The 22083-nt window shown below is 69.6% G+C and carries 15 protein-coding genes; 2 read left to right on the top strand and 13 right to left on the bottom strand.

Going from position 1 to position 22083, the window contains the following annotated elements; translation table 11 throughout:
* Positions 1–114: 114 nt before the first annotated feature.
* The 7 genes from ACZ6ZD_RS12015 to ACZ6ZD_RS11985 form a co-directional block, all read right to left on the bottom strand.
* Positions 115–339 carry a formate dehydrogenase subunit delta gene (locus tag ACZ6ZD_RS12015; RefSeq protein ID WP_465671030.1) on the bottom strand — a complete coding sequence of 75 codons (225 nt, stop codon included), beginning with the start codon at positions 337–339 and terminating at the stop codon, positions 115–117.
* Complete coding sequence (gene fdhF / locus ACZ6ZD_RS12010; RefSeq protein WP_465671028.1) at positions 336–3158, bottom strand: formate dehydrogenase subunit alpha; 2823 nt, start codon at positions 3156–3158, stop codon at positions 336–338. Before fdhF ends, ACZ6ZD_RS12015 begins: the two co-directional genes overlap by 4 nt.
* Positions 3155–4921, bottom strand: a complete 1767-nt coding sequence (locus ACZ6ZD_RS12005) for an NADH-ubiquinone oxidoreductase-F iron-sulfur binding region domain-containing protein (RefSeq protein ID WP_465671026.1) — start codon at positions 4919–4921, stop codon at positions 3155–3157. Before ACZ6ZD_RS12005 ends, fdhF begins: the two co-directional genes overlap by 4 nt.
* Complete coding sequence (locus ACZ6ZD_RS12000) at positions 4918–5412, bottom strand: NAD(P)H-dependent oxidoreductase subunit E (RefSeq protein WP_465671024.1); 495 nt, start codon at positions 5410–5412, stop codon at positions 4918–4920. Before ACZ6ZD_RS12000 ends, ACZ6ZD_RS12005 begins: the two co-directional genes overlap by 4 nt.
* A gap of 71 nt (positions 5413–5483) precedes the next feature.
* Entirely contained in the window at positions 5484–6542 is a 1059-nt protein-coding gene (locus ACZ6ZD_RS11995; RefSeq protein ID WP_465671022.1) for a PucR family transcriptional regulator, read from the bottom strand.
* A 67-nt stretch (positions 6543–6609) separates the two neighbouring features.
* The gene (locus ACZ6ZD_RS11990) at positions 6610–7032 is read right to left on the bottom strand and encodes a MerR family transcriptional regulator (RefSeq protein WP_465671020.1); all 423 of its coding nucleotides are present in this window, start codon (positions 7030–7032) and stop codon (positions 6610–6612) included.
* Positions 7033–7054: 22 nt separating this feature from the next.
* Complete coding sequence (locus tag ACZ6ZD_RS11985; protein WP_465671018.1) at positions 7055–8092, bottom strand: aminotransferase class V-fold PLP-dependent enzyme; 1038 nt, start codon at positions 8090–8092, stop codon at positions 7055–7057.
* Positions 8093–8178: 86 nt separating this feature from the next.
* Here ACZ6ZD_RS11985 and ACZ6ZD_RS11980 point away from each other — a divergent pair, with 86 nt between their 5' ends.
* A complete protein-coding gene (locus tag ACZ6ZD_RS11980) occupies positions 8179–9222 on the top strand; it encodes an aldo/keto reductase (RefSeq protein WP_465671016.1) in 1044 nt (347 codons plus the stop codon).
* Between the two features lie 95 nt (positions 9223–9317).
* Here the strand turns inward: ACZ6ZD_RS11980 and ACZ6ZD_RS11975 are convergent, their stop codons facing one another.
* The 3 genes from ACZ6ZD_RS11975 to ACZ6ZD_RS11965 form a co-directional block, all read right to left on the bottom strand.
* Positions 9318–10421 (bottom strand): peptidoglycan-binding protein, encoded by a 1104-nt coding sequence (locus ACZ6ZD_RS11975; RefSeq protein ID WP_465671014.1) that lies wholly within the window; start codon positions 10419–10421, stop codon positions 9318–9320.
* A gap of 63 nt (positions 10422–10484) precedes the next feature.
* The gene (locus ACZ6ZD_RS11970; RefSeq protein ID WP_465671012.1) at positions 10485–10940 is read right to left on the bottom strand and encodes a GNAT family N-acetyltransferase; all 456 of its coding nucleotides are present in this window, start codon (positions 10938–10940) and stop codon (positions 10485–10487) included.
* Positions 10941–10954: 14 nt separating this feature from the next.
* The gene (locus tag ACZ6ZD_RS11965) at positions 10955–11668 is read right to left on the bottom strand and encodes a siderophore-interacting protein (RefSeq protein WP_465671010.1); all 714 of its coding nucleotides are present in this window, start codon (positions 11666–11668) and stop codon (positions 10955–10957) included.
* 111 nt (positions 11669–11779) lie between these two features.
* On the opposite strand from ACZ6ZD_RS11965, the gene ACZ6ZD_RS11960 reads away from it, so the two are divergent.
* Positions 11780–13807 carry a penicillin acylase family protein gene (locus ACZ6ZD_RS11960; protein WP_465671008.1) on the top strand — a complete coding sequence of 676 codons (2028 nt, stop codon included), beginning with the start codon at positions 11780–11782 and terminating at the stop codon, positions 13805–13807.
* A gap of 138 nt (positions 13808–13945) precedes the next feature.
* Here ACZ6ZD_RS11960 and ACZ6ZD_RS11955 read toward each other — a convergent pair whose 3' ends face one another.
* Genes ACZ6ZD_RS11955 through ACZ6ZD_RS11945 form a run of 3 tightly spaced genes read right to left on the bottom strand, consistent with a single transcriptional unit; the run spans position 13946 to position 21959 of the window.
* Entirely contained in the window at positions 13946–21259 is a 7314-nt protein-coding gene (locus tag ACZ6ZD_RS11955) for a WXG100-like domain-containing protein (protein WP_465671006.1), read from the bottom strand.
* Complete coding sequence (locus ACZ6ZD_RS11950; RefSeq protein ID WP_465671004.1) at positions 21256–21576, bottom strand: hypothetical protein; 321 nt, start codon at positions 21574–21576, stop codon at positions 21256–21258. Before ACZ6ZD_RS11950 ends, ACZ6ZD_RS11955 begins: the two co-directional genes overlap by 4 nt.
* Entirely contained in the window at positions 21573–21959 is a 387-nt protein-coding gene (locus ACZ6ZD_RS11945; RefSeq protein WP_465671002.1) for a YbaB/EbfC family nucleoid-associated protein, read from the bottom strand. Before ACZ6ZD_RS11945 ends, ACZ6ZD_RS11950 begins: the two co-directional genes overlap by 4 nt.
* Between the last annotated feature and the right edge of the window lie 124 nt (positions 21960–22083).

Below are 22083 nucleotides of genomic sequence, written 5' to 3'. Positions count from 1 at the left end.
CCACCAAATGCGCCACCCCCCGCCCCACATCCCAAGAAGCCTGGTTGTGCCGGCTGGTGTGCAGGTCGCGGGCAGCTACCTGACCGTCCCGCACCCCACCCGCGTCTTCTGGGGTCACTTGGGGGCTGCTTGGAGTTGTTGGGCGGCTAGGGCTGCTACTGGGTCGAGGTCCTCGGCGCCGGCGGCTACGTGGGCGATGAGGGCGTTCTTCATGCGGGGGTCCCAGACGGTTCTCAGGTGGTTGGCGATGGCGGTGGCGGCTTCGGTGGGTGGGCGGTGGGCGAACTGGGCGGCGATTTCGTTGGCCAGGCGGACGTGGGGTGGGAGGGCGCCGGTCATCGGGTGCCACCGGCGACGAGAGCGGCTTCGGTTGCGGCGTGGGCGGTTTGGTCGGGGAGGAGGTCCACCTGGACGGCGGTGACCTTGTACTCGGGGCAGTTGGTGGCCCAGTCGGAGTTGTCGGTGGTGATGACGTTGGCTCCGGTGACGGGGTGGTGGAAGGTGGTGTAGCAGACGCCGACGGGGATCCGGTCGGAGAGTTTGGCGTGCAGGGTCGTACGTCCGACCCGGCTGGTGAGGGCGACGGTGTCGCCGTCCTCGATGCCGCGGACCTCGGCGTCGTGCGGGTGCAGTTCGAGGATGTCCTCGGGATGCCAGGCGACGTTCGCCGTCCGCCGGGTCTGGGCGCCGACGTTGTACTGCGACAGGATCCGCCCGGTGGTCAGGATCAGCGGGTACTTCCGCGTCGACCGCTCGGACGTCGGCACGTAGACCGTCTCCATGAACCGGCCCTTGCCGCGGGTGAACTCCTCCTCGTGCATGATCGGCGTCCCGTCCGGATGCTCGACATTGCACGGCCACTGGATCGAGCCGGCCTCGTCGAGCGCCTGGAACGACACCCCCATGAACGTCGGCGTGGTCAGCGCGATCTCGTCCATGATCTGCGCCGCGGAGTCGTAGTGCATCGGGTAGCCCATCGCCTGCGCGATCTCGCAGATGATCTGCCACTCCTGCTTCCCGGTCTGCGGCGCCATCACCGGCCGGACCCGGTTGATCCGCCGCTCGGCGTTCGTGAACGTCCCGTCCTTCTCCAGGAACGATGTCCCCGGCAACAACACGTGGGCGAACTTCGCGGTCTCGTTGACGAACAGGTCCTGGACGACGAGCAACTCCAGCGCACCCAGCGCCGCGAACACGTGCTGCGTGTTCGGATCCGACTGCGCGATGTCCTCACCCTGGACGAACAGCGCCCGGAACGACCCGTCGATCGCGGCGTCGAACATGTTCGGGATCCGCAGTCCCGGCTCGTTCAGCAGCGGCGTCCCCCAGAGCTGTTCGTACACCTCGCGGACGCCGTCGTCCGACACATGCCGGTAGCCCGGCAACTCGTGCGGGAACGAGCCCATGTCACACGAGCCCTGCACGTTGTTCTGACCGCGCAGCGGGTTGACGCCGACGCCGCGGCGGCCGATGTTCCCGGTCGCCATCGCGAGGTTGGCCATCCCCATCACCATGGTCGAGCCCTGACTGTGCTCGGTGACGCCGAGGCCGTAGTAGATCGCGCCGTTGCCGCCGGTCGCGTACAGCCGGGCCGCCGCGCGGATCTTCTCCGCCGATACCCCGGTCAGCTCGTCGACGGCCTCGGGCGCGTGCTCGGGCCGGGCGATGAACTCCTCCCAGGCCTCGAAGTCCTCGCACCGGTTCGCCACGAACTCCCGGTCGACGAGCCCCTCGGTGACGACGACGTGCGCGATCGCGTTGATGATCGCGACGTTCGTCCCCGGGCGCAGCTCCAGGTGGTACGCCGCCTCGACGTGCGGTGAGCGGACCAGATCCGTCCGCCGCGGGTCGATCACGATCAGCTTGGCGCCCTTGCGGATCCGCTGCTTCATCCGCGATCCGAAGACCGGGTGCGCGTCGGTCGGGTTCGCGCCGATCACCAGGATCACGTCGGCCTCGTCGACCGACTTGAAGTCCTGCGTCCCGGCCGACTCGCCGAACGTCTGCTTCAACCCGTAACCCGTCGGCGAGTGGCAGACCCGCGCGCAGGTGTCGACGTTGTTGTTCCCGAACACGGCCCGGACCATCTTCTGAACCGTGTAGACCTCTTCGTTCGTCGTCCGCGAGGAGGTGATCGCGCCGATCGAACCCTGCCCGTGCTGCGCCTGGATCTCGCGCAACCGCCTTGCAGTGAAGGAGATCGCCTCCTCCCAGGACACCTTGCGCCACTCGTCGGCGATCGAGTCGCGGACCATCGGCTCGAGCACCCGGTCCGGGTGGCTGGCGTACCCGAACGCGAAGCGGCCCTTCACGCACGAGTGGCCCTCGTTCGCGCCGCCGTTCTTGTACGGCACCATCCGGACCAGCTCGTCGCCGCGCAGCTCCGCCTTGAACGAGCAACCGACGCCGCAGTACGCGCAAGTCGTGATGACCGAGCGGGTCGGCATCCCCAGCTCGATGACCGACTTCTCCTGCAGCGTCGCCGTCGGGCAGGCCTGCACACAGGCGCCACAGGACACGCAGTCCGACTCGAAGAACGAAACGCCGGCGCCCGCAGCGACCTTGGAGTCGAACCCGCGGCCCTCGATCGTCAACGCCAGCGTTCCCTGGACCTCGTCACAGGCCCGGACGCAGCGCGAACAGGCGATACATTTCGACGCCTCGAAATCGAAGTACGGGTTGGACGAATCGGTCGGCGCGGCCATGTGATTGGCACCGGCGTCGACCCCTGATCCGTACCGGACTTCGCGCAGGCCGGTGACGCCGGCCATGTCCTGCAGCTCGCAGTCGCCGTTGGCCGAGCAGGTCAGGCAGTCGAGCGGGTGGTCGGAGATGTAGAGCTCCATCACGCCGCGCCGCAGCTTGCCGAGCTTCTCGTTCTGCGTCCGGACGTTCATCCCCGCCGCGACCGGCGTCGTACAGGACGCCGGCGTCCCGCGCACGCCGTCGATCTCGACGATGCACAACCGGCACGACCCGAACGCCTCCAGGTTGTCGGTCGCACACAGCTTCGGGACGTCGACGCCCGCATGCTTCGCGGCCCGCATCACCGAAGTCCCCGGCGGCACCTGGACGGCGACGCCGTCCACCGTCAGCTCGATCGTCGCCTCGCCCGGACGGGCCGGCGTACCGAAATCAGGTTCCTTCAAGAGCGTCATTTCGCGAAGTCCTCTCCGAAGTGCCGGACCGCACTGCGGACGGGGAGCGGAGTGAGGCCGCCCATCGCGCACAGGGATCCGTCGGTCATCAGGTCACACAGGTCGTCGAGGACGACGAGGTTCCGCTCCCGGTTGTCACCGGCAACTATTCGGTCGATGGTCTCGACACCGCGGACGGCGCCGACCCGGCACGGAGTGCACTTACCGCAGGACTCGGCGGCGCAGAACTCGAACGCGAACCGGGCCATCGAGGCCATGTCGACCGTCTCGTCGAACACCACGATCCCGCCGTGGCCGACCATCGCGCCGGCGGCGGCGAATGCCTCGTAGTCCATCGGGAGGTCGAACTGGTCGACCGGAAGATACGCGCCGAGCGGCCCGCCGACCTGGACGGCGCGGACCGGCCGGCCGGACGACGTCCCGCCGCCGAACTCGTTGACCAGCTCGCCGAGCGTGATACCGAAGGCGGTCTCGACGATGCCGCCGCGGGCGATGTTGCCGCCGAGCTGGAACACGCTGGTGCCGAGCGAGCGGCCGGTGCCGTAGGCGGCGTAAGCTTCAGCGCCGTCCTTGAGAATGATCGGGACCGTTGCCAGCGACAACACGTTGTTGACGACGGTCGGGCGGCCGAAAAGCCCTTGCAGGGCTGGGATCGGAGGTTTGGCGCGGACCGTACCGCGTTTACCTTCGAGGCTCTCCAGCATCGAGGTTTCCTCGCCGCAGATGTACGCGCCGGCGCCGACCCGGACGTGCAGGTCGAAAGCGAACCCCGACCCGAGGACGTCGGCGCCGAGCCAGCCCTCGCCGCGGGCGAGGTCGATCGCGGCCCTGAGCGTGGCCACCGCATCCGGGTACTCCGACCGGAGGTACACGTACCCCTCCGACGCACCCACGGCGTACGCCGCGATCGTCATCCCCTCGATCAGCGTGAACGGGTCGCCCTCGATCAGCATCCGGTCCGCGAACGTGCCGGAGTCGCCCTCATCCGCGTTACAGCAAACGAACTTCAGCTCCGACTCGGCCCCCAGCACCGTCCGCCACTTGATCCCGGTCGGGAACCCGGCACCCCCACGCCCCCGCAACCCCGACCCCACCACCGTCTCCACCACGTCACCCGGCGTCATCGCAAGAGCCTTCGTCAACCCCACCAACCCGCCGTGCGCGGTGTAGTCGTCCACCGACAACGGATCAGTCACCCCAACCCGAGCAAACGTCAACCGCTGCTGCCCCTTCATCCAAGGCAACTCCTCAGTCACCCCGAGATACGCCTCGAGGTCAGCAGCTCCCTCGAACAGCCCACCCGCCACCAACCCGTCGACATCCTCCGGAGCAACCGGCCCATAAGCCACCCGCCCCTCCGCAGTCTCAACCTCGACCAGCGGCTCCAACCACAACATCCCCCGAGACCCGTTCCGCACCACCTGTACGCCGCCTGCGGCGGCTCCCCCGGAGGCGACGCCGCCGACAGCTCCGGGTACGTCGGCTCCGCCGCCAGCGACGGCGTATCGCCGGGCCGCCGCGGCGGCTATCCGCTCGGCTACCTCGTCCGCTCCTACGGAGCGGGCGGCGGAGTCGCGCGAGACGAACACCCGGACGAAGTCCGGGGCGGTGGAGGCGGAGGGCGAAGCCGGCCCCGAGGTCGGGGAGGGCGCTTCGGCCGAGGCTGCAGCCGGCAGCGATTCGGCGGCTTGCGGGGAGCCGGCGGCCGGGGTCGGGGCGGAGGACGAGGCGGCGCTCTCGGCGCCGGGGGCCGGGTTGGTCATCGGGCTTCTCCCAGCAACGCGTCGAGGCGGGTGGGGGTTACTCGGCCGTGGAGTTTTGGGCCTACTTGGACGGCGGGGCCGAGGGCGCAGTTGCCGAAGCAGTAGATCTCTTCGAGGGTGACGCGCTGGTCGGGGGTGGTTTCGCCGAAGGCGCAGCCGAGGGTGGCGCGGGCATGGTCGGCGAGGGCTACGGCTCCGACGGAGCGGCAGGCTTCGGCTTGGCAGATGGCGACGGTGGTGCGGCCAGCGGGGGCGCGGCGGAAGTCCTTGTAGAAGGTGACGACGCCGTGCACCTCCGCGACCGAGAGGTTGAGGACGTCGGCGATCACGGCCACATCGGGCTGCGCGACGTACCCGAGCTCGTGCTGGACGGCGTGCAGGATCGGCAGTAACGCACCTCGGAGCCCACGGCGTTCAGTGGCTATCTCGCGCACCCGCTGGGCACGTCCGGGAACCGGGACAGAGGCGGCGGCCACTACCTCACTCGTCATGTATACAACATTCCGTCACCCGCACCGCAGGGTCAAAGTAATGCTGCCTATGACGTGATAGCCGCCGCCTATCAACCGTCCTGAGAGTGCTCCGGAGCTCGGAGGTCGTAGGCCTGCAGGGCAGTCAGGACTTCGGCGATCCCTCGCGGCTCCGACAGCGAACGCCCGGTCAGGGTCTCGATCCGGCCGAGACGATGCCGCACGGTATTGCGGTGACAACGCAGTTCAGCAGCGGTGTCGGTGACGTTGCCACCGGCCTTCGACCAGACATCGACTGTCTGCAGCAGCGTCTGCCGATCGTCGGTCGGCAGCTCGAAGAGCGGCCCAAGGACGGCGTCCGCGTAGGACCGCGCCGCCTCCGGCGCACTGACCAGCAGGGCCTCCAGCGGGCGGTCGCCGTACCGGCTGATCGCGCTGCTGCCCGGCGGGATGGTGTCGACCGCGATCCGCGCCAGCCGCAGCGCCCGCGGCGTGTCAGCCAGCTGCTCGTAGTCGGGGCTGACGCCGACCCGACCGCCGTCGAGATCGCCGGGGTCACCGCTGACGATCCCGACATTCAGGCTCCACCACGACCGCAGCCCCTTGGCGCTCAGCCGCTGCTCGGCGTCCGGCAGCGCCTCCTCCAGGACGACGACGCAGTACTGCCCGGTGAGCGGCAACCCGAGCGCCTCGGCGCTCCGCTCGAACCCGGCGGCGCCGCTCAGCACGACCTGCAGATGCGCCTCACGCTCCTGGGCAGCGACCCGATCCCGCTGCCGAGCCTCGACCTCGTACGCCGCCACGAACGCCGAGGCCCACTGCTCGTACTCGACCCAGATGTCGCCCGCGCTCTCCAACATCGCCACGTACTTCGCCTGGTCGCGCTGCCGACCCAGATCGCGGGCCAGCGTCCACACCGCCGACGCGGCCGCGCGGAATCCCGTGATCACCGCATCCGGCGGCACCTCCGCCGCGACCACCGCATGCGCGGCCTCGGCCGCCGGGACGTCGTCCGAACTCTTCAGGCCGACCAGCCGCCGGACCAGCGCCGTCACGAACCGGCGCCGCAGCTCCAGCACCTGCGGACCACCGGGCGGCGCGGGCAGCTCAGCGACCGCGGCTTCCAACTCAGCTACGAATCCATCTTGCACGGGCCCAACCTTAGAGCCCAGGTAGCGCGCGTGCGTCGCGCTCAACACTGTGCACCTGCACAAGGATTTACGAAGCGGCGGGATCCGTCTGCTGCTCCGGCGGCGCCCAGAGGCAGTACGCCGTCCCGTCCGCCAGATGTTCTTCGTAGATGGTGACCTTATGCGTGATGACGGTCAGGCAGTTCTCCAGGTCGCGAATCTGGGCCTCGACCGCGGCCTGATGACTGCGCAGCAACTCGAGCCGGTCCGCCTCGTTGCCGGCGCCCTGACGGACCAGATCGGTGTAACGGCGGATGGTGTCGAGCGGCATCCCCGACGAGCGGAACTTGATGCACATCGCGAGCCAGTCGACGTCGTCCTCGGTGTAGACGCGGCGGCCGTTGGACTCCCGGCGAACCGGGTCGGCGAGCAGGCCCTCACGCTCGTAGAAGCGCAACGCGTGCACACTCAGCCCGGTCCGCTCTGCCACCTGCCCGATACTCAGCCCCATACCGTCAACCCTAGATCAGGCTCTAGGTCAGCGGCTTGAGAGCGGCCAGAGCTTGGTGGACGTCGGCCTGGGTCGTGTAGATGTGGAACGACGCCCGCAGCTTGCCGTCGCGGACGGCGGCGCGGATCCCGGCCGCTGCGAAGGCGGCCTCGGCGCCGGGCAGCGTCGTACTGACGATCGCCGAATCCGACGGCGGGAGACCGAGGCCCGCGCGGAACTCGTTGGCCAGCGCGACGTTGTGCCGGTTGATCGTCTCGACGCCGATCTGCTCGACCAGCTCGAGCGCAGGGGCCGCTCCGACGAAGCAGAACCAGGACGGCGACTGGTCGAAGCGGCGGGCATCGGCGTACAGCTCCATCGTGGTGCCGTAGTACGAGCTGCCGCCGCCGACGCCGGAGTACCACCCGGCGGCCGCGGGGCGACAACGCTCCTGCAGGCGCGGCGACAGGTAACCGAGGGTCGCTCCGCGCGGCGACATCAACCACTTGTAGGTGTGCACGATCAGCGCGTCGACGCCGGCCACCGACAACGGCAGCCAGCCCATCGCCTGACTCGCGTCGAGGACCACGAGCGCGCCGACTTCCTTGCTCGCGGCAACGACTTTCGCGACGTCCAGGACGTCGCCGGTCGAGGACTGGACGACACTCACCGCGACCACGTCGATCCCCGGCTTGATCGCGGCGAGCAGCTCCGCGGTCGGGACGCCGACCACCTCGATGCCGCGGTCCTCATGCACCTTCCACGGGAACACGTTCGAGGTGAACTCGACGTCGTCGGTGAGCACGCGCGCGCCATCCGGCAGGGCGGCCGCGATCGGGGCGACCGCGCCGGAGACCGTGCTGCCGACGAACACGTCCGCGACATCCGCGCCGATCAGGCGGGCGAAGGCCGCGCGTGACCTGATCGTCGACTCGTCCCACGGCTCCCAGCTGGTGGCGCCGACGCGCCAGTCCGCGAGGACGCTCTGCAGCGCCTCCCAGGCCGGCCGCGGCGGCAGGCCGTAGGAGGCGGTGTTCAGCCAGCCGGGCTCCGGATCCCACAGGTCCGCGAACTGTTCCATACCGGCCACCCTACGAGCGACTTGACCTAGACAGCGCTCTAGCTCCTAGCGTTCGAGACGTTCAGACCTCGAAGGGTGGGAGTTTCATGCGTTATCGCACGCTGGGCGGGACCGGGATCGAGGTCAGCACGCACTGCCTCGGCACGATGATGTTCGGCGCGGTCGGCAACTCCGACCACGACGACTGCGTGCGGATCGTGCACGCCGCGCTCGACCAGGGCATCAACTTCGTCGACACCGCCGACATGTACTCCGCGGGTGAGTCCGAGGAGATCGTCGGGAAGGCGCTCAAGGGCCGGCGCGACGACGTCGTCCTGGCCACCAAGGTGCACTTCCCGCTGGACGACGAGCACCGGCGCAACCGCAGCGGGAACTCGCGGCGCTGGATCGTCCAGGAGGTCGAGCACAGCCTGCGCCGGCTCGGCACCGACTGGATCGACCTCTACCAGATCCATCGGCCCGACCACCGGACCGATATCGAGGAGACGCTCTGGGTGCTGACCGATCTGGTCAGCCAGGGCAAGATCCGCGCGTTCGGGACGTCGACCTTCCCGGCCGAGGAGATCGTCGAGGCGCAGCACGTCGCCGAGCGCCGCGGGTACGGCAGGTTCCGGACCGAGCAGCCGCCGTACTCGATTCTGAGCCGTGGGATCGAGCGCTCCGTTCTCCCGACCGCTCGGCGGCTGAACCTCGGCGTCCTGACCTGGAGCCCGCTGGCCTGGGGTTTCCTCACCGGCAAGCTCCGCAAGGACCAGCCGATCGACCTGACCACCGGTCGGGCCGCGCTCGCGCCCGACCGCTTCGACCCGGCCCTCCCGGCGAACGCCGCCAAGTACGACGCCGTCGAACAGCTCATCGAGGTCTCCGACGACCTGGGGATCTCGCTGCCCGAGCTGGCCCTGGCCTTCGTCACCACCCACCCGGCCGTCACGTCGGTCATCAACGGCCCGCGCACGATGGACCAGCTCACCGGCCTGCTCAAGGCGGCCGACCGCACCCTCGACGACGACACCCTCGACCGGATCGACCAGATCGTCCCGCCCGGCACCAACCTGTACGACTCCAACGCCGCCTGGCAGTCCCCGCACCTGACCCCGACCGCACTCCGCCGTCCACTTTCGGAGCGCTAACGACAGGACATACCAACCGGCCGGGCGGCGCTGCCACGCTCAGCACCGCCCGACCGGCGGCCGATTCGGCCACTACCTCATGTCGTTAGCGACGCCTACTTGCCTGCTTGCAGCGCTGCCCAAGTCGCCGGGCCGACGACTCCGTCGACGACGAGCGCTCTGGTGCGCTGGTAGTCGCGGGCGGCGGTCTCGGTGGCTGGGCCGAATTGGCTGTCGATGGCGACGGTTCGACCGAGGGCTGCGGTGAGGGAACGCTGCAGACGACGGACCGCCGGGCCACTGGAGCCGTTGCGGATCGTGGATTGGTCGCCGGCGGCCAGGAGCGCAGTCCAGGTCTTCGGGCCGATCAACCCGTCGGCAGGCAGACCGACCCGAGTCTGGAAGGCTTTCGCGGCATCGGTCGTCGCGGTGTCGAACGTGCCGGAGGGTTCGGTCGAGACACCGAGCAGACACTGGGCCGCGCGGACGGCGCCGCCGGTCGACCCCGCCTGGATGGACGGATACGCGGTGAAGTCGAGGTTCGTCGACGCGCACGTCTGTGCGCTGTTCACGAACGCCGTCGCCGCCGACTCCCCCTTCGAGACCGCTTGCGACTGGTTCTCGATCGGGACGGCGGACACCCCGGGGAAGAGGATGTACGTGACGACCGCGCCGGAGACGCCGCCGGTCGACGGGTTCGGGTTGATCCCGAGCTGCTGCGCGAGCTTGTACGACCCTTCGCCGGCGATCGTGCTCGGGCCCTGGTCCCCGACGACGGCGTACGCGACCTTGTCCTGGTAGACGACCGCCGCGATCGTCCCGCCGTCGATCCCCGCGGTCCGGAAGTTCCAGATCGAGCTCGACAACGGGACGACGATGAACGGCAACCCGGCCGAGTTCAACGGCCGCCCGTCCGACTGGTTCCACGAGGTGTTCGGCTGGAACGACGGATCGGTGTTCTCGTTGCACTGCGTCGTCCGCTGACCGTCGCAATCCACGTCGAAGTCCGCCGTCCAGTGCACCGCGTCCCCCGACCGGCAGACCGCGACCGTCCGCGACCCACCCGCGTCATGCGCGTATTTCCCATTCGAGAGCTGCGTCTCACAACCCGCGGCACGAGCCTTCAGCTGCGCCGCGCTCGGGCCGGCAAGCTCCTCGGCCTGCGCGGGCACAGCCACTGCCGACAACGCCAAACCCAGCACGACAATCCAACGGACCATCTCATCCTCCAGTGGGGCGGAACCGAAGATGAAACTTTTCACCCTGGAGGATACAGAACGAGGTTAGTTATTAACAGAGCGCACGAAGTGCGTGGCCTGAACACCGGGCGCCACCTCGGTGCGGCCCGTCTCCCGATAGCCGCGCGCCTCATACAGCGCGACCGCCGGGGCATTCAGCGTGCCAGTGGAGACGCGCCCGATCGGCCGCAGCCCAAGCCCATCCAGGTGATCGAGCAGCGCCCGGGCGTGACCGCGGCGCGCGTGGGCCGGATCAACGACCAGGCGAGTGATCTCGAGGGATTCGGCGTCCAGCTCGTAGGCGACCGCTCCGACCAGGACGGCGTCGTCGTACCGGCCGAGCCAGTACTCCGTGGACGCCATCAGGCCGGCCAAATCCTCCTGTAATGGCGGGATGCCATCGAACCCGATCAGCTCGGCCTCGACGGCGTAGGCGGCGTGCTGGATCTCCAGGAGCCGTTCGGCGAGCGGCCGGTCGGTGAGGTCGAGTGGCTTGATCACCTGGCTCAGGTTAGTCAGGCGGCTCGCCAGTAGCCGAGGGATTTAACTCGGTGTTTGGGGACTTCGAGTTCTTTGGTGACGTAGGCGGTGAGGGCGCGGGTGGTGCGGGTGTCGCAGGCGATCCAGACGTAGGCGTCGCCGGGGTGCTCGATGGCTTCGCGGAGGTCGGCCTTGACGCCGTCCAGGAGGGTGTCGCTGGCGATGGTTCGGAGGTCGTGGTGTTCGGGGTTGATGCGGAAGGGGAGGTCGCGATCGCCTTCGTGGGTGGTTTCGAACCAGATCGTCGCGGGCAGTTTGGGCGCCACCGCGAGCAGCGAGTTGATCGCCGGCAACGAGGCGGGCGCGCCGACGACGAGCATCCGGCCGGGCAGCGGGTCCGGGATCTCGAAGCCGGTGCCCTGCACGGTGGCTTCGATGGTGTCGCCGGGCTGCGCCTTCAGGGACCAGTCGCTCGCACAGCCCTCATGCAGCGCGAACTCCATGCTGAAGGTGCCGCTCTCGACATCCGGATCGACCAGCGTGTACGCGCGCTGATGCGGCTTACCCGCATTGTCGAACCAAAGCCGCACCCACATCGTCGGATGGACGCCGATGGCCTGCAGCAGGCCGCCGTCGGTGAAGTGCACCCGGCGGTACCGATCGGTGACGTGTTCGGCGCCCGTCACGGTGAACACGAAGTCCTTCCCGCGAAAGAGCTTGAGTACCACGCCTTCCCAGCCGTGCCCCACGACCTACCTCCTGAATTGCCGTTGCGACGGGCCTGCCGCGCTTCGTACGTTGGTCTCAGTAGCTGACGATCAAAGTTAGCTAAGGCTAACCTAACTGAAATGAGTCTTTGAGTGAACGGCGAGGTCTTCCGTGACGCGTATGGCGTTCCCCACCTCCGAGCCGGGGACCACCTCGCCCTCGCCGAACTCCAAGGCGCCACCACGGCCCGCGACCGGGCCTGGCAGCTCGAGCTGATCCGCCGCCGCGCGCTCGGTACCAGCGCCGCCTTCCTCGGCCCGGACGCCGTCCCGTGGGACACCCTCGCCCGGCAGGCGCGGCTCGCCGACACCGCCCAGCAGTGCTACGACGCCCTCGACGACGCGACGCGCGCGTGGGTCTCGGCGTACGTCGACGGCGTCAACAGCGCATTGCCCGCGGCGTCCGGGCAGGCGCCGGAGTTCGCGCAGACCGGGCTGGTCGTGCAGAAGTGGGAGCCGTGGACGCCGCTCGCGATCTGGCTCGGCGTCCACATTCTGTTCGCCGGCTTCCCGATGAAGCTCTGGCGGACGCACGTCGCCACGCACCTCGGCGAGGAGTACCTCGACCTCTTCAAGGCCGAAGGGCCGCAGACGGCGGGGTCCAACGGCTGGCTGATCCCGGGTGGTTTCACCTCGACCGGGCAGGCGATCGTTGCCGGTGACCCGCATCGGTTCGTGGAGAGTCCGGGCGTTTATCAGCAGGTTCGGCTGGCCTGTCCGGCGTACGACGTCGTCGGGTTCGCCGTCCCCGGCGTACCTGGGGTTGCGCATTTCGGGCACACCGGGAAGGTCGCGTGGGCGATCACCAATGCGCAGTCCGACTACCAGGATTTGTACGCCGAGCAACTCCGCCGGACCGGGACGACGGTCGAGGCGCTTGGCTCGGCCGGCTGGGAGACCGTTACTCGACACGACGAGGTGATCGAGGTCGCCGGGGGCGATCCGGTCTCGATCGAGGTGATCGAGACCGGGCGCGGTCCGATCGTCGTCGACCATGCGGGCCAGACGCTCAGTCTGCGGTATCCGCCGCGCGTCCTGCGGCGGCTGGGTTTCGAGGCGATGCCGCGGTTGCTGCAGGCAACTACCGTCGCCGAGATCGACGCTGCACTGGAGGATTGGGTCGAGCCGGTGAACGTCGTTTTCGCGGCGGACGTCGAGGGCGGGCTGCTGCATCGGGTCGCCGGAGTGGTGCCGCAGCGGAACGCAGCCAACTCACTGCGCGTCGTCCCGGGCTGGGACGACGCGTTCGACTGGACCGGTTGGCATCCGATGCCCAGGGCAACCGTCGATGGGCCGGAGGTGATGGCGAACGCGCGGGAGATCGCGGCGCCGTTGGGCGTCGAGTTCGCCGCGCCGCACCGGGCCCGGCGGATCCGCGAGCTGCTCGCCGAGCGGACTGACTGGTCGATCGACGACATGGCTGGGATTCACACCGACACCTACCTCGGCTCGGCGTACCAGCTGCTCGATCGGCTGCCGGGGCTGACCGGTCTGTCCGCGAAGGCTGTTGCCCTCCGCACCGAACTACTCGCCTGGGACCGGCGGATGGACGCCGACAGCACCACCGCGTCGACGTACGCCGCCGTTCGTAAATCCGTGATCGCGCAGCTGACCGAGCGCTTCGGGCTACTCGACAACGCCGACGCGCCGCCCGCCTTCGCCGGGTACTTCAACCTACTCTCCCAGGTCTCCTTCGCCTTCGAGTCTCTCCTCGAATCACCCGACCTCGACGCGACCGCGCTGGTCCAGGCAGCCCTCGAATCCGTTGCCGCCGACAACCCCCGCCCACCCTGGGGCGAAACCCACCAACTCTCCCCGCACAGCGCCCTCCGCACCCCCCTCTTCACCCCCACCGAGACCCCCATCGACCTCGCCCTCTCCGGTGACCACAACTGCGTCTGGTCCACCTCCAGCCTCCCCGGCACCGACCTCGCCCTCCGCGCCTCCGTAGCCCGCTACGCCTTCGACCTCACCAACCGCGCCAACAGCCGCTGGATAGTCCCCCTAGGCGCCTCCGCCCTCCCCGGCCACCCCCACCACCACGACCAACTCCCCCTCTGGCTCCGCGGCGACCTGGCCCCCATCACCACCCCCTGGCAATCCCTCACCCCGGAGGCGTGATCGGCGGCCGCCGATCACGCGCACGACGAAGCCGGTCAACGTAGTCCGCGGCGGCGTCTGCCGCCGAAGCGCCGCACGCGGCGAGCCGCGACGTCGAGCCAGCCTACGGCGGGCGTGGTCGGCACGAGATGCGCGTTGTCAGGTGTCGGATGGCGGGGGTGGTGGCGGGTGGTTGCGGGCTTGCTCGCGAGCCTGGCGGAGGCGTTCGTGGTAGGCCGCAGCGGCGGTGCCAGGCGCTGCGGTGCCGTCCCAGCGGTGGACCGGGGCGGTGTCGGGTTCCGGTGGCGGCATCGGCGGGACGATAGTTGCTTTGGGCAATGGGGTTGTCGGCGGCTCCAGCTCGACCGTGGGTTGCTCCAGTTCGACGGTTGGCTGATGGGGGTTCGCCAGCTCGAGTTCTCGGGTATCGGCGGCGGCCAGGGCTCGCGGGTTGCGGGCCAGCAACAGATCGTGGACGTAGCGGCGGAGGTCTAGGTCGTTGAGGAGGGTGTCGCCGGCTACGCCGGCTCGGCGTTGGAGGGCTTTGAAGGCGTTGATCATCTTGACGGCCTCGGTCAGCGCGGCCTCGACGCCGTCCGTCCGCCGCTCGGGTCCGGTGACCGCGAGGAACTCCTCCAGCATGTTCAGCGCTTGGATGACTCGGTCCAGCGCGGTTGCGCGGCGGACGCGGTACGGCGTCCCCTCGGGCTCGGCAATGAGTCGGCGCCAGGCCTCGGCTGCGAGCGCCTGGGCTCGGACGAGCGGGTTGCCGACCACGCGCGCGCCGGCGGCCGGGTCGACTGTCTCCAGCTCCGGCAGCCGGACCCGCCGGTCCGGATGGACGGCGTTGTCCGCGAGTAGCTCATCGAGTCGGGCCCGTGCTTCGGCCAGCCGCGTGTCAGCACCCGGCTCACGTCGCTCCACCGCCTCGGCGAGTTCGTCGACCGCATCAGCCTGCTGCTCGATCTCGTCCAGACTCGCGTGCAGGTCCTGCCGCTCCTGGAACCCGACCCGCGGCCGCTCTGCGACCGTCGGCACGATCGCCAACCGCGCCGTCCGCACCGCCGCGCGAACCCGATCGGTCGACCCGCTCAGATCGCTCCCCGGTACCGGCAGCTCAGCCGTGTCCGCCGCCGAGCCGAGCACGTCCGCGGCCGCCAGCCCGAGCCGGTCCAGCTGGTACCGCAGCAGCCCGACCTGATCAGCGACCGCCTGCCGCGACGGCGCGCGCTTGTTGTCCGCCCGCGCCCGATGCAGGTTCCGCTGTGCATCAGCCTTGTTCCACAGCCACTGGCCAATCGGCGCCCCGACCAGCTGCGCAGCAGCGGCCAACAGAACGGTGATGTACGCCGTCGGCCCCAGCTGCACCAAGCTGTCGACGTACAGAAACACCCCAGCGGTGACGACCGAACCAGCGCCGTACAACGCGAACACCCACCGCGGGTTCCGCCCCGACGGCCCACCGTGTGGGTCCGGAACCGCAGGCGGCTGCGGCACGACCGGAAACCGGCCCCGGAACCGGTCGAGAGTCCGGTCCGCCAGCCGCTCCGGTACCGGCGGCCCATCCCGGAGGCGGGACGCCAGCTCAGACAACGCGACCGCCTCCTGCAACAGCTGCCCCAGCGCCGCGTTCACCTCCTGCGCCTCCTGCGCGCCCGCAACCTGGTAGTTGTACTCCGACACCGCAGCACTCGCCCGATCGGTGAATCGCTGAATCACCGCATTAGTCACGCCCGACGCGACCAGTGACGCCGCCATCGTCAGAATGCCCAGAACGAGCATCTCCGCCATCTCGTCGAGCTGGCGACCCAGCGACGTCGTGTCCGGGTCCGCCCCGGGCTGGGCAGGTCCAGCGGCACGGCGGGCGGCGAGCCCGACATGGTCCGGCGCGTCGGAGTACACACTCTCCTCGTCCAGTGACGGCAGCGAACCGTCCGGACGGCCGATGGCGAACGTACCCGGGCGCCCGGTGATCGCCTCGTACAGCTGGGCCAGCCAGTCCCCGAGCTGGTTGTGGTACGCCGCTGGATCGGCCGCCATCCGCATCGCGATCTCTTCGTTCCGGAGCGTCTCCAGCTCCTTCTTCCGGCTGTCGCTGTACCGCTCGGTGAAGCTCCGCAGCACCGCGACACCGAGCGTCCCCACGATGACCGGCAGCGGCGGGAACACCGGCGTCAGCAGCAACGCCGTCCCGACTCCGAGCCCAGCCGGCACCCAGATCTTCACCAGGTACCGCCAGCGCGCCGGGATCAGCTCCTTCCCCTTCAGCTCCGGCAGCGGCTTCCCCGCCACTGTGCGCGGGTCCGCCTCGATCGCATCGGCCATGCTGGGCAGACTCTTGGCGTGCGCGGCCTTGCGCTTCCGGCCGCCCTCGTCGGCGGCCCACTGCTTGGCGGCGTCCAGCCAGCGCTGCCCGACCGCCAACGCGGCCGTCACCACAGCCGTCGGCAGGAACGTGCCCAGCGCGGCGCCAACGTTGCCGGTGAGGATGAAGACGCCGGCCGCGGCCACCGCGGTCGGCAGCAGCCCAACTGTCGCATCGCGCCGCAGATAGGTCCGCTGCTGCAGCCGCGTATCGCCGACCTGCCAACCCTGCAGATGCCGCTTCAGCATCGCAGCATCGGCGTCCGACAGCGCAAGCCGGCGGAATGACGCCTCCTTCTGCCCGCGGACGACGGCCAGCTCCTCAAGCAGCGCCCGCAGTTCGGTCCGGAGGTGCAACCGCTCGATCAGCCGTGCGCGCGACATGGTCGCGAGGCGATGGTTGAGCAGCCGAACCTCGGCCAACCGCCCGTTGTCCTGCTGACTCAACGGCACCGGCCGCTTCACCTGACTTCCACCCTCCAGCACATTCGGGACGGCGGTGCTGTCGAGATTCACCAACTGGCTCAGGAGATTGGTGACGATCCGAGCCACCGACCGGTCCGCCGCCCGACTCGACACGACGATCTGGACCGGCGTACTCCCGTCGAGCTCCACGACGAACTCACCGGCCAACCCGCGCGCGACCTCGCCCGCCCGCAGCTCGACCGTGATCCACCCGTGCGCGGACTGCAGGTGCAGGAGGCCGCCGGGCCCAGGCTGGACGGCGGTGATGCCCGCGGCCGCGAGAACGGCCGGATCGCTCAGCGCGGCAGTCATCTCGTACTCGACCTGACCGACATCCGCGAACCAGCGAGCCAGCCCGTCCAGATGCAGCAACGACCGGACGACGCCCCGAAGCATCCCGACGGTCGGCTGCTCCACAACCGGATGCGTAGGCACGGTCGGTGGATCGAGTGGAATCGGCTGCGTCACCGGGTCCAGGGCGGCTGCGGCTCGGCGTACGGCGGCTCGGTCGTGGTGCCGCTCCAACGCATCGACGCGCGCATCATCGGCCGCCCGCTGCAGGCTGAGGTCGTGCAACAGTTCACGCATCCGCTCGGCGTACCAGGCCCGCAGCTGTTGGTTGCCCTCGGCATCGGCCATTCGGCGTTGGTGATCGAGGTAGAGCAGCTCGCCGACTCGGCCCTGCTGGTGATCAGAGAACCGCGCAACGGCGTCCGGTCGTCCGCTGAACGCGTGCCCGGCCTCCCGTAGCTCATGGACGAGCGCCCGCCCGACGTCCGCGAACTCGATCTGCTCGGAGATCCGCACCACCGCGAGCCGGTGCCGCGACCGCAGCCGTACCTCGGCTGGGTGCCCGTCCGCGACCGGCCCGATCTCGAGCCGCACCGTGATCGGCCCACCGGACCAGGGCTGCAGGATCAGCGACCGCCCGTCCGGAGCGATCCGAATCCACCGGACGTCGATGAACTGCGCCAGCTTCGCCAGCCCCAGCTCGGCGATGATCCGGGTCCAGAGCTGCTGGTGATCCTTGACCTCACCAGCCGCCTCGAACGGCCCGAGCCGCTCCGCGTTCCCGATCACCGTCGGGTCGTCCGGCTCGAACAGGTTGCTGCGATCCGGGTCGAACGCCTCGATACTCCGCTTCTGGTACCGCTGGTACTGCGCGTCCGTCCGCTTCTGGGTGGCTCCGGGCCGTCTCGGCAAGGGGAGCTTCGTCTCGTTCGGCCCGTCCAGCTCGGCCCGGTGCGGGACGGCGCTGTTCTCCCAGGTCCGCCCGCCGGTCCAGATCACGTGCTCCGGATTCGCCGGGTCCGAGACGGCGTACACCACGGTCACCGAGGTCGGTCGCGGCTCGTTCGGCGGGAAGAACACCTTCAGGTCCACTCGCCAGCCCTGGGCGAGCCAGTCGCCGATCTCGTTCTCCAGGCTTTCGAACGCGCCCTTGTTGAAGCTGCCCGCCTGCGGGAAGTAGTTCATCGTCGCCGCGACCTTCGCGAAGAACCGCCACGCGATCGCGTGCCCGCCATCGTCCTTCGGGGCCCCCGGCTGTGGTTTACCGCGGGCGACGGCGCTCTTGCGCTCGGCCCGATCCGCGCTCGGACGACGGGTCTGCCCGAAGTCCGCGAACAACCGCGCCTCCGCGATCCGCGGGAACCCGGTCACCTTGTCGACCACCCAACGCGCCCAGTTCGGCCCGACCTCGGAGTCCTGTCCAGGCAGGCCGCTGGACACCCACGGCGTGATCTCCGCCGTCGGCCCGGTCTCCTGGTTAGCGACCACCGGTGAGGCCTCGTTGAACCATCCGAACTCCGCAGCCTCCTGCGGCGCGGCCTCCGGCGTCGGGTCGAGCGCAAACGCAGCAGCCCGCCGGACGCCGGCCCGGTCGCGCACGTTCAGCTCCTTGAGCCGTTCATCGCTCTCCGGCCGCGACAGCTCAATGTCGTCCAGCAACTGCCGCATCTTCGCCGCGTACTCCGTCCGCCGAGCCTCGGACGGCGACGCTTCCTGCATCAGCTCGTCGTGGAGGTACAGCAGTTCGCCCAGTCGGCCGTGCTGGTGCGCATCGAACGCCGGCCCGTCGACCGATCGACCGTCGAACCGCCGCCCCAGCTCCCGAAGCTCGTGGACGAGCGCCCGTCCGATATCCGCGTCCTTGATCTGCTCCGAGATCCGCACCACCACGCGCGGCGACCCATCAGCAGCAAGCCTGAACTCGGCCGGATGCCCGTCGGCCACCGGCCCAACCTCGAGCAGCGCCTCCACTCGCTTGCCCGTCCGGGTGATCAGGTCGATCGTCGCCGGCCCGGTCGGCACGATCGCCCGAACATCCGCAAACACTCGCAGCACCGGCGACCGAACCAGCTCAGCGGCCACCCGCAGCACCCCGCGATGCTCCCGAACCGGCCCATCCGCAACAAACCCCGGAAGCCGAGCAGCGTTCCCATCAGGCCCCCGCCCCGGCGCCCTACTCTCCGCCGCCAACACCGGCCCAGCCGGCGCAACAGCAGCAACCTGCTCCGCCGCCGACTCATCAACTGCAACCTCAGCAACCGCCAGGTCCTCGGCCGTCGACTCCTCAACCACGGTCTCATCCAGGACCGGGGCGCCGTCCGTGCGGTCCTCTGACGCCAGAGTCGCACCGGCGTCGTCCACAGCGGTCGTTCCACGCTCTGCCAGCTCCTCCACGCCCGCTGCCTCGCCCGTGACCAGGGCGCCGTCCGTGCGGTCCTCTGACGCCAGAGTCGCACCGGCGTCGTCCACAGCGGTCGTTCCACGCTCTGCCAGCTCCTCCACGACCACTGCCTCGCCCGTGACCTGATCGCCATCCGTGCGATCCTGTGACGCTGGCGTGGCACCGGCATCGTCCACAGCGGCCGTTCCAGGCTCTGCCAGCTCCTCCGCGCCCACTCGGCCCACCCGCGTTGCTCTGGGCTCCACTGCGCGGCTCTCGGGAGTCCGGGCGTCGACCGCGTCCGCACGCGGCGGCGTCCCCACCAGCCCCGACTCGACAGTCAGCTGTCCGTCCGTCCCCTCAACAGTCGGCTGCTCAACCAGGCCGCCGTCCGCCCACAACTGCTCGACCGTGCCGCCGTCCGGCCCGTCGGCCTTCAGCTGCTCGACCGCACCGCTGTCCGGCCCCTCCACCGCGACGTCGCTCCCTGACTGCTCGCCTGGCACCGACGGGTCCGCATCCTCGACCGACGCCTCCGTACCGTCCCCAGGCACCGCCGACGCCACGTCCTGCGTGGTCATGTCAGCCGTCTGCTCCCCCTCCGGAACGCCAGTCTCGAGCCCGGACGCCGAGTCGTCCACCGCGTCGGTGGTGTCATCCACCACCTGCTCCTGCTCGGCGCTCTGCTGCCGCTGGGTGTGCCCGTCGGCGTCCATCCCGCCCTGCCGACCGGGATTGGCATGATCCGCCACGGCACCCGACCTGGATCCGTCGAAGTCCGCCACCCCGTTCCCACTCGCCGTCCCCCCGGACGAACCCGCCTGCGCACCCGGCGCACTCCCCAGCTGTGCTCCACCCGGCCGCGTCGCCTCGGCAGTCCCGGGCGTCGCGGGCGTCGCGGTGTCGGTAGCACCCGGTACGACGGGGGTATCGACAGGGCCCGGCGGACCGCCGCCCGGCGGGATCGTGTCCAGGGTGATGTTCTGCGGTTGGATGCCGAGCTTCCCGCCGGCCCATTGGCCGATCGCGTCGGCCGTGTGCACCGCGCCGACCCGACCGGCGCCGAGCAGGCCGGCCATCGGGCCGCCGGTGGCGACCGCGTGCACGTAGTCGAAGAGGTTCTTCTCGAAGAACGTCCCGTCGAACGCCGACTGCGCGGCCAGGCTCGAGACCGGCGAGGTGATGCCGTTCACGACGAAGGTGTGTCCCGACATCCCGATGACATCGCGGGCGCGGCCGCTGATCCGCAACGTGTCGGCGATCCGGAGCGCCGGCGCGCTGCCGATCCGCCCGACCGGGTTGATGATCTTGCCCATTCCCGCGCCGAGCGGCCCGGCCGCCGCCGCGACCCCGAGCTGCCTGAAATCGATCTTGTCCTCGTAGCCGCGGGCGATATCGATGCCGTTGGCCACGAGTTGGGTGATCGACTCCTCGATGGATTCCTGCCCCAGCTCGCGGACCAGGTTGCCGAGCGGCGACCGGCCGGCCGTGCGGGCCAGCCCGGCCGCCGACCGGATGATCGAGGAGAACCGGGTCACCAGCGTGCGCAGCAACTGGGCCTGGATCAGCGTCCCGATCCCGGGCGGCAGCAGCAGGGTGGCGAAGAAGAAGACCCCGGTCATGATCACCTCGGACCAGATCTGACTCTTGATCTGGGCCACCGTCTTCGCATGCCCCCAGCACAGCTGCGCGATATCGGAATACGCCTTGACCAGCGTCTGATACCCCTCGGCGCCGTTGACGATCTGGTCGACGTCGTACCGGTAGCCGACCGCCAGCGAGTCCTTCCAGGCCATCGCCAGTGAGCCGTTCACCGCACCCGCGTCGCCGAGCGCGGTCTTCAGCGCCTCCGACATGTCGTTCCACAGGTTCCCGAGGTCGCGGACGGCGTCCTCGTTCGTCCGGGGGAAGATGTAGGCGTCGCTGAAGCGCTGCAGCTCCGTCCACAGGTAGGTGTTCGGCTCGGGGATCACTGGAGTCGGCGGAGCCGGTCGGTCTGCAGCTGATGCATCTCGGCGACCTGGATGATCATCTTGTTCCCGGTCGCCGCGATCGCGTGGAAGTTCGAGCCGACGCCGTCGGAAGCCTCCTCCAGCAGCGGTTTCGCCTCGTTGTACGTCGCCCGGAACGCGACGCTCTCCTCGTTGATGCCGCCGCCGGCTTCCTGTTCCTTGCGCAGCATCTCCGGGCCGATCCGGCGCCAGGTCTCGGCGAAGGCCTTGCCGACGGCCTCGAACCGGAGCACGATCGTGTTCGCCTCCTCCGGGAAGATGTCGAAGTCGCCGCTCATCGCCGGGTCTCCTTCGCCGCCTTGCCGAGCAGCCCGAGGAAGGAGCCGAAGGCGAGCTCCGCGGGATCGTCGGCGTCCGGGTCGATGTACTTCGTCATCCCGCGGACCTGGTCCTGCGCGTCCCGGCCGGCGGCGTTGATCGCGGCGCGGATCCGGTCCGCGAGCGCGGCCGCGTCGGGCTCGCGGAGCGCCCGCGCGTCCAGAAACAACTCGTGGACCTCGCCGTAGACGCCGACCTTCGCCTCGATCAGACCGTCGGGCGACTCGGCGACGCCGATCGTGTCCTGAACGGATCGGCGCAGTTGCTGGGCCTCGCGCTCGAACTCGTCGAACTTCCCGACCCAGGACCAGTCGATCGAGGAATCGTGCTGCCAGTCCGGCATCTGCGCCTCCTTGTTCGGATGGCCCCAGTCTCCGAGCGCGTTCGCACCCCGCACGGGCGCTGACCTCTTCCGGCCACGACCCGGGCGGCTGCCGCGCGGCCGCGCACGCTGGGCGGGTGAACAC

Source organism: Kribbella sp. NPDC104218, from assembly GCF_055584105.1.
This window is presented reverse-complemented; position numbering and strand designations above follow the sequence as displayed.

Bases quoted from the DNA above. Each gene is read 5' to 3' on its own strand.
- ACZ6ZD_RS12015 (WP_465671030.1), bottom strand. From the start codon at position 339: ATGACCGGCGCCCTCCCACCCCACGTCCGCCTGGCCAACGAAATCGCC.
- fdhF (WP_465671028.1), bottom strand. From the start codon at position 3,158: ATGACGCTCTTGAAGGAACCTGATTTCGGTACGCCGGCCCGTCCGGGC.
- ACZ6ZD_RS12005 (WP_465671026.1), bottom strand. From the start codon at position 4,921: ATGACCAACCCGGCCCCCGGCGCCGAGAGCGCCGCCTCGTCCTCCGCC.
- ACZ6ZD_RS12000 (WP_465671024.1), bottom strand. From the start codon at position 5,412: ATGACGAGTGAGGTAGTGGCCGCCGCCTCTGTCCCGGTTCCCGGACGT.
- ACZ6ZD_RS11990 (WP_465671020.1), bottom strand. From the start codon at position 7,032: ATGGGGCTGAGTATCGGGCAGGTGGCAGAGCGGACCGGGCTGAGTGTG.
- ACZ6ZD_RS11985 (WP_465671018.1), bottom strand. From the start codon at position 8,092: ATGGAACAGTTCGCGGACCTGTGGGATCCGGAGCCCGGCTGGCTGAAC.
- ACZ6ZD_RS11980 (WP_465671016.1), top strand. From the start codon at position 8,179: ATGCGTTATCGCACGCTGGGCGGGACCGGGATCGAGGTCAGCACGCAC.
- ACZ6ZD_RS11975 (WP_465671014.1), bottom strand. From the start codon at position 10,421: ATGGTCCGTTGGATTGTCGTGCTGGGTTTGGCGTTGTCGGCAGTGGCT.
- ACZ6ZD_RS11950 (WP_465671004.1), bottom strand. From the start codon at position 21,576: ATGAGCGGCGACTTCGACATCTTCCCGGAGGAGGCGAACACGATCGTG.
- ACZ6ZD_RS11945 (WP_465671002.1), bottom strand. From the start codon at position 21,959: ATGCCGGACTGGCAGCACGATTCCTCGATCGACTGGTCCTGGGTCGGG.